This is a genomic window from Stenotrophomonas maltophilia (genome assembly GCF_013464915.1).
GTDB classification, from domain to species: Bacteria; Pseudomonadota; Gammaproteobacteria; order Xanthomonadales; family Xanthomonadaceae; genus Stenotrophomonas; species Stenotrophomonas maltophilia_AT.
In genome coordinates this window covers 62,217-75,879 of record NZ_RAVT01000005.1, presented here as the reverse complement: position 1 = coordinate 75,879, position 13,663 = coordinate 62,217, and the positions used below count along the sequence as shown (strand labels likewise).

Genomic DNA, 13,663 nt, shown 5'->3' with positions numbered 1-13,663 from the left:
CGTCGCCCCGGCACCGCATCAGAACCGGTAGCGCGCCCCCAGCGAGACGAACTGCCCGCGCAGGTTGTACTGGCTGATGTCGAAACCATTGGAGCCACCGGCCGGGTCGAACGGCGGGTCCTTGTCGGTCAGGTTCAGCACCGACAGCGACAGCGTGGTATTCGGAATTCCCTCGTAGGCCACGTACAGGTCCAGCTGGTGATACGGCTTGATGCGGTCACGCAGGCCCGGGTTGCTGGTGGCCGTCGCCACGCGCTGGTCGTAGCCACTCACGTACTGCAGGCTCAGCGTGCTGCTCCAGTCGCCCACCGCCCAGTTCAGCGAGGTGGTGCCGCGGGTGCGCGGCAGTGCGCCGTGACGGTTGTTGCCGGCCCCGTCATAGGGCGCTTGGCCGGCCACCAGCGGCTGCTTGAAGCTGAGCAGGTGGGTCCAGCTGCCGGCGACGGTGAAGTTGCCCCAACCGTCGGTGCGGAAGGTGCGGCTGGCGTCCAGGTCCAGCCCCGAGGTGGTCAGTTCGCCCTGGTTGGCGTACTGGTTGGTGATGAACTGGATGCGTCCGTTCTCGCGTTGTACGCGGCCCGGGAACAGGGTCGGGTTGTCGACGATGAACTGCGCACTGTCCGGCTTGACCAGGTTGTCCTGTTCGATGCGGTACCAGTCCAGGCCGATGCTGGTATCGCCATCCGGCGACCACACCGCACCCACGTTGAAGTTACGCGAGCGCTCGGCCTTCAGGTCCGGATTGCCGGTACGGATGTTGGTCACGCCGCGGCTGCCACCCGGTTGCAGTGGGTCGAACGGATCGATCACCGAGCCGTAGCTGACGGTCTGGCCCGGCGCGATCTCCGGCAGCGACGGCGCACGGAAGCCACGCGAGAACGAGCCGCGCAGCAGCAGGCTGTCCAGCGGCTGCCAGCGCAATGCCACCTTCGGCGAGAACGCCTTGCCGAAGTCATCGTAGCGGTCGCCACGGCCGGCCAGCTGCAGTTCCAGCGTGCGGTGCAGCGGCACGCTCAGTTCGGCGTAGGCGGCACTGACCTGGCGCTCGCCGTTGACCACGTTGATGGCCGGGCGCAGCTCGGTACCCGACAGCACCTGCGCGCTGGTGCGCGCATCCAGTGATTCCTTGCGGAACTCGGCGCCCCAGGCGAAACCGACCGCACCGGCCGGCAGCTCCCACAGCGAGGTCGAGGCCTTCACGTTCAACGAGTGCAGCCTGTACCAGCCCGGGCGCTTGGTCTGCAGGCGCAGGGCATCCAGCGCGCCCGGCGTGCCGGACGGGTTGAGGAAGTTGTAGCTGCCGTCGCGCAGGATCTGCTCGAACGCATAGCGGTTGATGAAGTTGTCGACATACTCGCGCTGCGCACTCTGCGAGGTCAGTGCCGCCACTTCCCAGTCCCAGCGCTCGCCACTGCCGCGCACGCCGGCCAGGGCACGGTAGAACACCTGGGTGTTGTCCTTCAGGCGCGGGCCGAGGTCGAAGAAGGTGTACTCGAACGGCAGCGGCGTGCTGCCCGGATTGTTCGGGTGCCCGACCGGCAGTACCGCCGGTACGTCTATGAGCGTGCCGGTGGCCGGGTTGTAGGCTCGCAGGCCAGGGCCGACGGTCAGTGGCGCGCTGAAGATCTGGTCGGCCTTGTTGTGGCTGTACAGCACATCGGCGAAGGCCTCGACGCTGTCATTGAAGCGGTAGGTCGCACTCAACGACGCCTGCAGGCGCTCTGCGCCGGGCTGCAGGGTCTTGAACGGCTGCGCGTTGAAGGCGCAGGCCTGGCCGGGCAGGGTGCTGCCGAAATCGCTGTATGGGCGCAGCTGGCTGCCGTCGGGGCAGCTGGCGAACGGTTGCGGCGCGCGCGGGTTGGACAGCCAGTTGCCACCGGCGGTGGACCAGCCGGCCAGGCGTCCGCCGGGCTTGTCGCGGAAATCGCCGCTGCGGGTGTAGGCGCGCTGGTCGGCATCCAGGCGGTCGCGCTTGAGCAGGTCCAACCCCAACAGCACGTTCCAGCCCTGCTGCTCGAGGTCGCCGAAGCCGGCCAGCAGGTTGGCCTTGCGTTCGTCCAGGCCGCCCTGGGTGGCGGTACCGAAGCCGCCGCCCACTTCCACGCCCTGGAAGTTCTTGCGCAGGATGATGTTGATGACGCCGGCGATGGCATCGGAACCGTACACCGCCGAGGCACCATCCTTGAGTACTTCGATGCGCTCGACCGCGCTGATCGGCAGTGCGTTGAGGTCGACGAAAGTGTCCTGGGTGTTGAGCGCGAAGCCGAAGTTGGACACGCGGTAGCCATTGACCAGCACCAGCGTGTTCTTCGGCGACAGGCCACGCAGGCCGATCGACGCTGAACCTGCGGCGAAGCTGCCGGTGTACTGCTCGTCGAAGCTGTTGCCGGCATTGGCCGACAGGTTGCGCAGCACGTCGGTAAGTGTTGAACGGCCGGTCTGCTCGATCTGTTCGCGGCTGACGATCTGCACCGGATTCGGCCCGGCGGTATCGCTGCGCTTGATGTTGGAGCCGGTCACCAGCACGGCGCCGAGGGTGGTGCTGTCCTTGCCGGCATCGGCGGTTTCAGCGGCGCTGGCAGTGCCAGCGGTGAGGCCCAGCGCGATGGCGCCGGCAAGCAGGTTCAGGGTGGTGCGGTACATGGAAGCGACAACGCCGAACGGGGGAGGAGCCGTCAGTACCGCATGCGACCGCGTGCGCCTTCCAATGACGAAAGCGCATTCAGTTATACATCACAGGTTCTTAACGACCGGGATGACCTGCATGTGCGCGTCCTGGTTCGGGGGGGCCGCGCCGGGCGTTCCCGAAGCCGGCGAGGGGTAGAGTCGACTGTCAGTCGACTGCGCTTGCGCTCTTCCGCCCCTCGCCGGCAACCTCATCCGCGACGCGCTACGCGCGAGAGTCGACTGACAGTCACTCTACCGGGACAGCGCCATCTGCTGCGGCATCACGGCCGCAGCAGCACCTTGCCATTGCGCCCCGACCCAGCACCGGCCTTCGCTGCCTGGGCGATATCGTCCAGTGCGAAAACCTGCTCCACCGGCAGGGTCAGTTCGCCGCTCGCCGCACGCTTCAGCAGCTCGCCAACCAGCCGGCGCTTGTCCTCCACCGCCATCGCCTGGCTGACCTTGCTGCCCCAGAAGCCCTTCACCGTGGCTTCCTTGTAGATCAGGCCGCCGGCGGGAATGCGCATGGGCTCGCCGCTCATCACCCCGAACGACACCAGCGTGCCGTGGTGGCCAAGCAGGTCGACCAGATCGCCGCTGGCGTCGCCGCCAATGGAATCCACCGCGGCCGCGGCCTGCGCTTCGCCGGTCGCCTCACGCACGCGATCCTTCCAGCCGTCTACCGAGGTGTCGAACACATGATCGATGCCCAGCGCCTGCAACTGTGCGACCGCATCGGCATTGCGCACCAGGTTGGCCGCATGCACGCCACGCGCCCGCGCCAGCATCGCCAGCGATTTGCCGACCGCGCCGTTGGCGGTGTTCTGCACGATCCACTGGCCCGCCTCGACGTGCAGGAACTCCAGCAGCATCAGCGCACTCAGCGGCATCGCGATCAGCTGTGCGGCCATTTCGTCGGGGATCGCCTCTGGCATCGGAATCACCATGCGAGCCGGTGCGATGAAGGCCTCAGCCCAGGTGCCGTGCACCGAGGCGGCGGCAACCCGCTGGCCGATCTGCAGGCCGTCGACGCCGTCGCCAAGTGCATCGACCACGCCCAGTGCTTCACTGCCACCGATCGCCGGCAGCGTTGGCTTGTAGCCGTACAGGCCGCGCACGGTCAGCAGGTCGTGGTTGTGGATCGAGGCCAGCACGGTGCGGATGCGCACCTCGCCCGGGCCGGGCTCGGGCAGGGTCGTTTCGCCGACGGCCAGGACATCGGCCGGATCGCCGAAGGAAGAATAAAGGGCAGCACGCATGGGCGGTGTTCCGGGGAAAGTTGGTGTTGTACCGAACTGGGGACGCAGGTGTTGTCGACAAGGCTCCGCAGGTGCAACACGGCATCCTGCGACTGATCGTCGCGACAGGCGTTGATTACCGCATCTTGTGTTGACGGTTTGGAATATCCCCACTATGTTGTGGCCGTCACTCCCGGTCAGCCGCCGCCGCCGGACATGCAGCAAACGTCCCGCGGCCCGCCCCTGAAGGCTTGCCGTGTCGACGCGGCCGCCATCGCGCGGACCCAGATCGCCCCCACGGCCCGGATACCGGCCGCAGGCGCAGGCAGTTGCCGACGACCTGGTGTTCCCGCGCTTTGGCATCCCACCCCGACCGCCCCGTGCGCCGGTATCGCGTGCAGGGCCGCCATGGCATCGACCGCCGCAGCGCGTGCGAGCCTGGAGTTCCACCACCATGACCGACAGTACCTTCCGCGTGGCCGATCTGGCCGGCGCTGGCGACGCCCTGCGCGCCGGTGGCGAGCGCGTGCCGACCTGGATCACCAAGGAGGCCGGCAACCGTCGCCTGCCGTTCGAGGCCGATCGCCTGCAGCGCAGCATCGATGCCGTGCATGCCGAGTTCCCGCAGCTGGACGTGAGCGACTACCGCCGCGTGGTGCAGGCGATGGTCGAGCGCAAGCCCAGCCTCAGTGCCGATGATCTGGTCGATCTGCTGATCCGCGAGGCCGAGTCGCGCGTGGACCTGGTGGCGCCGGAGTGGGAGCAGTTTGCCGCGCGCATCTACCTGCGCCGCCTGTACAAGCGCGCCAGTCGCAACCGCTTCTACGATGTCAGCCTGAAGTACGGCTCCTACGTGGGCCTGCAGGAAAGCCTGGCCGACCGCGGCATCTACAGCAACGACATCCTGCGCTGCTATTCCAAGGAAGAGCTGCAGCAGGCTGGCGAGATGATCGACCCGGAACGCGACCGCCTGTTCGCCTACAACGGCCTGTATCTGCTGGCCACGCGCTACCTGGCCAGTGACCGCAGCCGCGAGGTCTACGAACTGCCGCAGGAGCGATGGCTTACCATCGCCCTGTACCTGATGCAGGACGAGAAGCCCCGGGAGCGCCGCATGCAGCTCGTGGGCGAGGCCTACTGGGCGCTGTCCAACCTGTACATGACGGTGGCCACGCCCACCCTGGCCAACGCTGGCAAGGTCGGTGGCCAGCTGTCCAGCTGCTTCATCGACACGGTGGATGACAGCCTGCAGGGCATCTATGACTCCAACACCGATATCGCGCGCGTGTCCAAGCACGGCGGTGGCGTGGGGGCCTACCTGGGCTACGTGCGCAGCAGCGGCGCGCCGATCCGTGGCGTTCCCAATTCCTCCGGTGGCGTGGTGCCGTGGATCAAGCAGCTCAACAATACCGCCGTGTCGGTGGACCAGCTCGGCCAGCGCAAGGGTGCGGTGGCGGTGTATCTGGATATCTGGCACCGCGATATCGAGGCCTTCCTCGATCTGCGCCTGAACAATGGCGACCAGCGCCTGCGCGCGCACGATGTGTTCACCTCGGTGTGCGTGCCGGACCTGTTCATGGAGGCGGTGGAGCGCCGCGCCGACTGGTACCTGTTCGACCCGCACGAAGTGAAGAGCGCCAAGGGCTGGTACCTGCAGGACTTCTACGATGAGAAGCGCGGATCGGGCAGCTTCCGCGACCGCTACGCCGAGCTGGTGGCCGACGAACGCATCAGTCGCCGCACGGTGAAGGCCATCGATCTGTTCAAGCGGATCATGCTCAGTCAGCTGGAGACCGGCAACCCGTTCCTGTTCTACCGCGACGAGGTCAACCGCAGGAACCCGAACAAGCACGCGGGCATGGTCTATTCCAGCAACCTGTGCACCGAAATCCTGCAGAACATGAGCCCGACGCGGATGATCCAGGAGATCGTCAGCGGCGACCAGATCGTCACCACACGTCGCGCCGGCGACTTCGTGGTCTGCAACCTGTCCTCGATCAACCTCGGCCGTGCGATCAGTGCGCCCGATGACCTGCTGGCTACCGATGTGCTGGAGCGCCTGATCCCGATCCAGGTGCGCATGCTCGACAACGTGATCGACCTCAATGCGCTGCCGGTGCCGCAGGCCACGATCACCAACCGCAAGTACCGGGCCATCGGCCTGGGCACCTTCGGCTGGCACCACCTGCTGGCACAGCAGGCGATCCAGTGGGAATCGCCGGACGCCGAGGCGTTGGCCGATCGCCTGTATGAGCGCATTAATTTCCTGACCATCCAGGCCAGCGCACAACTGGCCAAAGAGAAGGGCAGCTACCCGATGTTCGCCGGCAGCGACTGGCACAACGGCCGCTATTTCCGTGACCGCGACTACAGCGGTGCGGCATGGGACAGCCTGGCCCGCGAAGTTGCCACGCACGGCCTGCGCAATGGCTGGCTGCTGGCGGTGGCGCCGAACATGAGCACCGCGCAGATTGCCGGCTCCACGGCCTCCATCGACCCGATCTACAGCGCGTTCTACTACGAGGAAAAGAAGGATTTCCGGCGGCCGGTCGCCGCACCGGGTCTCTCGCTGGAAACCTGGCCGTACTACGAGAAGGGCGCCTACAAGGTGGACCAGTTCGCCAGCGTGCGCCAGAACGCGCGCCGCCAGCGCCATGTCGACCAGTCGATCAGCTTCAACCTGTACGTGCCCAGCACCATCCGCGCCAGCACGCTGCTGGAGCTGCATCTGACGGCCTGGCGCGAAGGCCTGAAGACCACCTACTACGTGCGCTCCAACGACATCGACATCAGCGAATGCGAGTGGTGCGCCAGCTGATTGCTTCGACTCCTGTAGAGCCGAGCCTATGCTCGGCTCAGGCGCAAGGCAGCCGAGCGTGGGCTCGGCTCTACAACAGCAACGCACGCAATACGAAGGCAGAAACCCATGGCAACCCCCCTCGACCGCATCAAGATCCTCGAACCACGCCATCCCAACCGCAGCACCGGCATCATCAACGGCCGCACCAGCGGCATCCTGAACTGGAACGACATCCCGTACCCCTCGTTCTATCGGGCCTACAAGGAGCTGTCGACCAACTTCTGGATTCCCGACGAGGTCGACATGAAGCTGGATGCCCGCCAGTACGGCGAGCTGTCCGGGCGCGAGAAGAACGCTTACGACTCGATCATCGGCCTGCTGGCCACACTGGATTCGCCACAGACGCGTTTCATCTACAACGTGGCCGAGTACATCACCGACCCGGCTGCACATGCCAATGCGGCGATCATCGGGCAGCAGGAAGTGATCCACAACGAGAGCTACAGCTACGTGCTGGCCTCGATCACCGACCTGCCGAACCAGAACCGCATCTTCGAGATCGCTCGCACCCACCCGACGATCATCAAGCGCAACGCGCCGATCATGGGGGCGTATGACGATTTCATGCGCGAGAAGACCGCCGAGACCCTGCTGAAATCGCTGATCCAGTCGTCGATCCTGGAAGGCATCAACTTCTATTCCGGGTTTGCCTACTTCTACAACATGGTGCGGCAGAACCGCATGACCGGCACCGGCAAGATCATCAGCTTCATCAACCGTGACGAGCTGGCGCATACCAAGTTCATCAGCGAGCTGATCCGCGCCATCATCGGCGAGAACCCGGAGCTGCAGACCAATGAACTGACCGCGTACGTGCACCAGGCGTTCGAGCATGCGATCGAACTGGAGACGCAGTGGTCCTCGGAAGTGCTGGACGGTATCGACGGCATTGATGTCGAGGAGATGACGCGCTACGTGAAGTACCGGGCCAACAAGATGGCCGGCATGCTCGGCATCGAGCGCCTGTACAGCGACACCACCGACAACGTGATGCCGTGGATCAAGGCCTACGCCGACAACTTCACCGAGACCAAGACCGACTTCTTCGAGATGCGCAATGCAAGCTACAAGAAGACCAATGTCGACAACGGCTTCGACGACCTCTGAGCCAGGCGCGGTGCTGCGCATCCTGCTGGTGGTCGCCTCGCTGAGTGGGAACACGCGCGAGCTGGGCCGCCAGATCGCCGAGCGCTGCCGCGCCGCCGGCCATGTGGTGTACTGGCACGAGGCCGACGACCTGCGCCAGGCCCCCCCATTGGCGGCCGACGACGCCGACCTGGTGCTGCTGGGCTGCTGGACCGACAACGCCGGCCGCACGCCGGCGGAGATGAAGGCCTGGGTGGCCGGCATCGCCGAACGGGGTGAGCGGCCGCGGCAGCTGGCGGTGTTCGGCACCGGTGAGACGCAATGGGGGCAGGAGTACTACTGCGGCGCCGTGCACCGGCTGATCCGCTACTTCCGCAGCGACTACCCGCCGCTGGAGATCGAACAGATGCCGCATGGCGTTCGCCACGCCGCGGCCATCAGTGCCTGGACCGATGCGGTCCTGGCCCAATACTGGAGCAACACCCATGCAGATCATCGACGCCACCACGCCTGAGCAGTTCCAGCAGCTGCTGGCCGCACACCCGCGGGTGCTGGTGGATTTCCACAAGGACCAGTGTCCCGGCTGCCGGATGCTGGAAATGTCGCTGCACCGGGTAGCCGCCAGCAGTGCGGGGCAGGGCACCACCCTGCTGCGCGTGCAGCTGGAGGTACTGGGCGAGGCGTTCTTCCGCGAGCTGGGGCTGCGGCAGACGCCGACGCTGTCGCTGTTCCGCGATGGTGATGAACGTACGCGCCTGGCCGGGTTCCAGTCGCCGCAGCAGATCGAGGCCGCGATCGCGTTGCATCTGTAGCGGCGGCATCCACCGAGGTCGGATCCTTCTCCGCAGGCGAGGGCTCTGACACTGTAGAGCCGAGCCCATGCTCGGCTGCTTTTCGCGCGGTCTGCGAACAAAGGCATCCACGCATGGCGTGGATCTACCGGGGCAGGACCGACCCCCGGCATTGGCGTCATCCGCCGCTGAAGGTATCCACCAGCAGCTTCACGTTCAGCACCACGATCACCAGCGCGATTACCCAGGCGATGCCGCCCAGCCAGCGTGGCGCCACCAGCGCGCCCATCGTCACCTTGTCGGTCACGATCCGCACCAGGGGAATGATCGCAAACGGCAGCTGCATCGACAGCACCACCTGGCTCAGCACCAGCAGCTTCACCGCGCCCTGGTCGCCGAACAGCATGATCACCACCACCACCGGAATGATCGCCAGCGCCCGCGTGATCAGCCGCCGCAGCCACGGCGGCAAGCGCAGGTGCAGGAAGCCTTCCATCACGATCTGGCCGGCGAGCGTGGCGGTCACCGTCGAATTCAGGCCCGAGGCGAGCAGTGCTATCGCGAACAACGTCGCCGCCGCGCCCACGCCCAGCATCGGCGCCAGCAGCTGGTGCGCCTGCTCGATGTCTTCCACATCAAAGCGGCCATTGGCATGGAACACCGCTGCGGCCAGGATCAGGATGCTGGCGTTGATGAACAGCGCCAGGGTCAGCGCGAGGGTGCTGTCGGTCACCGCCCAGCGCAGGGCGCTGCGACGGCCCTCATCGGTGCGCGGATACGCGCGGGTCTGTACGATGGACGAATGCAGGTACAGGTTATGCGGCATCACCGTGGCGCCAATGATGCCGATGGCGATGTACAGCGCGTGCGGATCGGTCACCACCTGGGCGCGCGGAATGAACCCGCCCAGCACTTCCATCACCGGTGGCGCGGCCAGTGCGATCTGCACCATGAAGCAGCCGAAGATCACCATCAGCAATGCGATCACGAACGCTTCCAGCGCACGGAAACCGCGGTTCATCAACAGCAGTACCAGAAGCGTGTCCAGTGCGGTGATCACTGCGCCCCACAGCAGGGGCAGGTCGAACAGCAGCTTCAGCGCGATTGCGGTACCGATCACTTCGGCCAGGTCGCAGGCGATGATCGCGGCCTCGCACAGCGCCCACAGCGCCAGGTTCACCGGCTTCGGGTAACGCGCGCGACAGGCCTGGGCCAGGTCCATCCCGGTGGCGATGCCCAGCCGCGCCGACAGCGCCTGCAGGATCACCGCCATCAGGTTGGAAATGAGGATGACCGACAACAGCAGGTAGCCGAAGCGCGAGCCGCCGGCGAGGTCGGTGGCCCAGTTGCCCGGGTCCATGTAACCGACCGAGATCATGTAGCCCGGGCCGAGGAAGGCCAGCAGGCGGAACCACCAATGCCCCTTGTCAGGGACCGCCACCGAAGCATTGAGCGCGCCCAGGCTGGCCGGAGTGGAGGCCGAAGGGTCGCGGGGCGCCAGGGTGTTCATGGGTCCGAATATAGCTCCTGCTATAGTCATTAGCAATGTGAAACAATCGTCTTTATCGCGGTACTGGTCCAGAATTCAGTTTCAAACCCGGGGTAGACCGGAAGGACAGGCGCAGGCGTGGGCAGGACCGACGATTCGACATCGCTGAAAAGCACCCCCTTGATCGAGGCCGAGCGCCAGGTCGAGAGCTTCCGGCAAGTGCGCGAGGCGCACCGGATGGAGCTGGTGGAGGACTATGTCGAGCTGATCTCGGACCTGCTGGCCGACGGCGGCGAGGCCCGCCAGGTCGATATCGCCACCCGCCTGGGCGTGGCCCAGCCCACCGTGGCGAAGATGCTGCGGCGCCTGGCTCGTGATGGCTGGGTGGTGCAGCGCCCGTATCGTGGCGTGTTCCTGACCCCGGAAGGCGAGGCGCTGGCCCATGCCAGCCGCCAGCGGCACCAGACCGTGGAGCGTTTCCTGCTGGCGCTGGGCGTGGACCCGGATACCGCGCGGCGCGATGCCGAGGGCATCGAGCACCATGTCAGCGAACAGACGCTGGCGCTGTTCGAAGCGTTCGTGCGCAAGGCCGAGGGTGGGGCGCCGTAGCGGTAGCGCCGGGCGATGCCCGGCGGGCGCGTCGCCGCATCACGCATTTCGCCGGGCATGGCCCGGCGTTACCGGGGTTGAATGCCGCCATCCGGGCAGCGCGCCTGTTCCTGCGCACATGCCTGTTTCGTCCATTCCTTCAACACCGGCTGCAGGCCCTCATAGCGGCGCCCTTGCCAGCCATTGGCCAGTACCTTGCCGTCGGCATCGATCAGCACCAGATTCGGCGGTGCCAGCCCAGCCAGGGCCTGCAGCGCCGGCATGCGCGCGGCGCGCCGCGGGTCCAGCACCGGCCACGGCATGTCCTGCGCGTGCATGTAGCGGCGCAGCGCACTCTCGCTCTCATCCAGACTGACGTACACCACCTCGGTATCGGCGCCCGCATCGCGCAGGGCATCGCGCACGCTGCGCAGCGTGGGTACGAAGGCGTGGCAGGGTGCACACCAGTCGGCACCGAAGTACAGCGCGACCAATCTCGGTGGCGGCGCCCACTGCATCGACCGCAGCGAGCGCTGTTCCGGCCGCATCAACGAGGCGGAAACCTGCGCGTGCAGGTCCGTGGCCATCGCCGGTACGGCCAGCAGCAGCGCGCTGGCCAGCAACAGCGTTCGCAGTGCTTCAGAACGCATAGCGCAGGTTGACGTACCACGAACGCGCGAAACGCGGTCCGTAGACGTAGTCGCTGTCTCGCAGCGCGCCCACTTCCAGATCCTTCTGGCGCTGGTCGAACACGTTCTTGACGCCCGCGGCCACCGACAGTTCCTGCTGCGCCTGCGCGCCCAGATGGCGGTGCCAGCGCGCACCGAGGTCGGTCACCAGGAACGAACGCGTGCGGTGCAGCTCGCCCAGCCGGTTGTTCAGTACCGACATCGGGCCGGTATGGCGCAGCGCGACGAAGGTTTCCCACGGCTCGGCGGGCATCCAGCTGAGCTGGGCCAGACCGGTCCAGCGCGGGGTCTTCAGGTAGTCGCGGCTTTCGATGACGGTGTCGCCACCGTCGCCGGTGTCGTCAAAGATGCGCTGCGGTTCACGGAAGCGCGAGCGGTACCACGAAGCCCCGGCAGTCAGGCGCCACTGCGGCGATGGCTGCCAACCGAGATTGGTTTCCGCGCCCAGCACGTTGGAGCCGGAAGCGTTGTAGCGCAGCTGGCTCAGCTGTCCGTCATCGCCGCGCTGGATCTCGCCCAGCGCGAAGGTGTCGCGGATGCGCGCATAGGAGGCGGTGGCATCCCAGCTCCACACCGGATTGGCCGGGTCCGACCGCCAGTCGAAGCCGAACAGGGTGGTCAATGCGCGTTCTTCCTTCAGGCCGTCGGTGTTGCGCACGCGCACCTGTTCGCCACCCAGCGTATCGACATGCACGTCCTCGACAAAGATCTCCGGTGCACGGAAGCCGGTGGCGATACCGGCCCGCCACTTCAGGTTCGGCGTGGCCTGCCAGGCGAGTGCGATGCGCGGCGAGAACACCGCGTTGTCCAGCTCCGAGCTCTTGTCAACGCGCGCACCCAGTACCAGGTCGACGTTGTCGCGCAGGCTCCACTCGTCCTGGATGAAGGCGCCCAGGTTGTGGAAGGTCGCATCCTCGAGTACCGCAATACGCTGCCCGGCACCGGTGCGGTTGTCGTCGCGCAGCGCCTCGTGCTTGTACTGCACGCCGAAGGCCAGCGCGTGCGCGCCCAGCCGCCAGTTCAACTGGCTGTCGATGTAGTGCAGCGGGTTGTGGGTGCGGCCGTACTGGCGCCACGAACGCGAGGCCGCGCTGCCGGCCACGTTGGGGTCCAGCTGCGACGGGTCATAGCCGGGCGCTGAGGGGGCGGTAACGACGTCGCCCAGACCGCCGTAGAAACTGTCGCGGTCGATATCGGCGAAGGCGTAGGCCAGGCGGAAATCGACGTCGGCATTGATTTCCTGGTCCCACGACACGCTGCCGCGGCGGTATTTCGTATCCAGCGATTCGGCGATGTTGGCCAGGTATTCGGGCTGGTCCAGGCGGTTGCCGCCGCGCCGGGTTTCATCGGTCACCTGCAGGTCCAGGCGCAGCCGCGTGCCGGGCGTGGGCGCATACCAGGCCTGCAGCCCACCGACCTTCAGGTTCTTGCGGGTGATCTCGGTGTAGCCGTCACCGTTGTAGTCGATGCCGCTGTTCCAGTTGCGCTGGGCAATCACTGAAAGTCCTGCATCGGCGTCTTTCGCCACCAGGTCCAGGCGCACGTCGGCATTCTTCTGCGGCGTGCCCTTCAGTACGTCCACGCCGGCCTGCACATGGCCACCGCTGCGTGCTGGGAGCGGTGGGATCAGGTTGATCACACCGGCCACCGCGCCCGGGCCGTACAGCGCCGAGCCACCGCCCTTGACCACTTCGATGCGATCGACGAACCCGGCCGGGATCTGTTCCAGGCCGTACACGCTGCCCAGTGTGGACAGCAGCGGGATGCCGTCGAACAACAGCTGGTTGTACGCACCCGGCAGGCCCAGCAGCTGTACTTCGCTGGTGTTGCAGTTCTGGCAGTTGCTTTCCACGCGCAGGCCGTTGATCAGCTCGGCGGCCCGCGAGAAGTCGGTGGCCGCGCGCAGCGCGATGTCTTCCTTGCGCAGCACTTCGGTGCGGATGGGCACGTCCGACAGCAGGCGTTCGCTGCGGGTGGCAGTGCTGACCTTCACCTGCACGCGGTCCAGTTCGGTTGGCCGCGGGGTGGCGGCGAGCGCGGGTAGCGGCAGGGTCAGGGCGATGGCGGCAGCCAAGGGCAGCCGATGGAAAAGGGGTGTGGCAACGGGCATGAGGCGTCGTCCTTGGGGAGGGAGGGCGGCGAGGGCGACCTGGCTGGCGGATATGAAAGCAGTGGCTTATCAATATAGCAAGAGCTATATAACGAAGCCGCAGCAATTCGGTGAGGAGCATCCATCCAGGTGGATCATGCGTTTG

The 13,663-nt window shown here is 66.2% G+C and carries 10 protein-coding genes; 5 read left to right on the top strand and 5 right to left on the bottom strand.

What is annotated here, in order from left to right:
• Positions 1-18: 18 nt before the first annotated feature.
• Together D7T59_RS01765 and D7T59_RS01760 are read right to left on the bottom strand one after the other, a co-directional pair.
• Entirely contained in the window at positions 19-2,643 is a 2,625-nt protein-coding gene (locus tag D7T59_RS01765; RefSeq protein ID WP_180851112.1) for a TonB-dependent receptor, read from the bottom strand.
• Between the two features lie 305 nt (positions 2,644-2,948).
• Positions 2,949-3,926, bottom strand: coding sequence for a zinc-binding dehydrogenase (locus D7T59_RS01760; RefSeq protein ID WP_180851111.1), 978 nt, complete (start codon positions 3,924-3,926; stop codon positions 2,949-2,951).
• A 433-nt stretch (positions 3,927-4,359) separates the two neighbouring features.
• Between D7T59_RS01760 and D7T59_RS01755 the strand changes: the two genes are divergently transcribed.
• From D7T59_RS01755 to D7T59_RS01740, 4 genes are all read left to right on the top strand, one after another.
• Complete coding sequence (locus tag D7T59_RS01755) at positions 4,360-6,723, top strand: ribonucleoside-diphosphate reductase subunit alpha (RefSeq protein ID WP_180851110.1); 2,364 nt, start codon at positions 4,360-4,362, stop codon at positions 6,721-6,723.
• Between the two features lie 108 nt (positions 6,724-6,831).
• Positions 6,832-7,872, top strand: coding sequence for a ribonucleotide-diphosphate reductase subunit beta (locus D7T59_RS01750; protein ID WP_049428423.1), 1,041 nt, complete (start codon positions 6,832-6,834; stop codon positions 7,870-7,872).
• Entirely contained in the window at positions 7,844-8,365 is a 522-nt protein-coding gene (locus D7T59_RS01745) for a flavodoxin (RefSeq protein WP_180851109.1), read from the top strand. Before D7T59_RS01750 ends, D7T59_RS01745 begins: the two co-directional genes overlap by 29 nt.
• Positions 8,337-8,663, top strand: a complete 327-nt coding sequence (locus tag D7T59_RS01740) for a thioredoxin family protein (protein WP_164136345.1) — start codon at positions 8,337-8,339, stop codon at positions 8,661-8,663. Before D7T59_RS01745 ends, D7T59_RS01740 begins: the two co-directional genes overlap by 29 nt.
• 157 nt (positions 8,664-8,820) lie before the next feature.
• On the opposite strand, the gene D7T59_RS01735 is transcribed toward D7T59_RS01740, so the two are convergent.
• Complete coding sequence (locus D7T59_RS01735; RefSeq protein WP_164136344.1) at positions 8,821-10,152, bottom strand: Nramp family divalent metal transporter; 1,332 nt, start codon at positions 10,150-10,152, stop codon at positions 8,821-8,823.
• Between the two features lie 117 nt (positions 10,153-10,269).
• Between D7T59_RS01735 and mntR the strand changes: the two genes are divergently transcribed.
• A complete protein-coding gene (gene mntR / locus D7T59_RS01730) occupies positions 10,270-10,740 on the top strand; it encodes a manganese-binding transcriptional regulator MntR (RefSeq protein WP_180851108.1) in 471 nt (156 codons plus the stop codon).
• Positions 10,741-10,808: 68 nt separating this feature from the next.
• Here the strand turns inward: mntR and D7T59_RS01725 are convergent, their stop codons facing one another.
• Together D7T59_RS01725 and D7T59_RS01720 are read right to left on the bottom strand one after the other, a co-directional pair.
• A complete protein-coding gene (locus D7T59_RS01725) occupies positions 10,809-11,369 on the bottom strand; it encodes a thioredoxin-like domain-containing protein (protein ID WP_180851107.1) in 561 nt (186 codons plus the stop codon).
• Positions 11,359-13,518 carry a TonB-dependent receptor plug domain-containing protein gene (locus D7T59_RS01720; RefSeq protein WP_180851106.1) on the bottom strand — a complete coding sequence of 720 codons (2,160 nt, stop codon included), beginning with the start codon at positions 13,516-13,518 and terminating at the stop codon, positions 11,359-11,361. Before D7T59_RS01720 ends, D7T59_RS01725 begins: the two co-directional genes overlap by 11 nt.
• Positions 13,519-13,663: the final 145 nt, after the last annotated feature.

Excerpts from the sequence above, each read along its gene's own strand:
- D7T59_RS01765 (WP_180851112.1), bottom strand. The coding sequence starts at position 2,643 with ATGTACCGCACCACCCTGAACCTGCTTGCCGGCGCCATCGCGCTGGGC.
- D7T59_RS01725 (WP_180851107.1), bottom strand. The coding sequence starts at position 11,369 with ATGCGTTCTGAAGCACTGCGAACGCTGTTGCTGGCCAGCGCGCTGCTG.
- D7T59_RS01755 (WP_180851110.1), top strand. The coding sequence starts at position 4,360 with ATGACCGACAGTACCTTCCGCGTGGCCGATCTGGCCGGCGCTGGCGAC.
- D7T59_RS01760 (WP_180851111.1), bottom strand. The coding sequence starts at position 3,926 with ATGCGTGCTGCCCTTTATTCTTCCTTCGGCGATCCGGCCGATGTCCTG.
- D7T59_RS01750 (WP_049428423.1), top strand. The coding sequence starts at position 6,832 with ATGGCAACCCCCCTCGACCGCATCAAGATCCTCGAACCACGCCATCCC.
- D7T59_RS01745 (WP_180851109.1), top strand. The coding sequence starts at position 7,844 with ATGTCGACAACGGCTTCGACGACCTCTGAGCCAGGCGCGGTGCTGCGC.
- D7T59_RS01735 (WP_164136344.1), bottom strand. The coding sequence starts at position 10,152 with ATGAACACCCTGGCGCCCCGCGACCCTTCGGCCTCCACTCCGGCCAGC.
- D7T59_RS01740 (WP_164136345.1), top strand. The coding sequence starts at position 8,337 with ATGCAGATCATCGACGCCACCACGCCTGAGCAGTTCCAGCAGCTGCTG.
- D7T59_RS01720 (WP_180851106.1), bottom strand. The coding sequence starts at position 13,518 with ATGCCCGTTGCCACACCCCTTTTCCATCGGCTGCCCTTGGCTGCCGCC.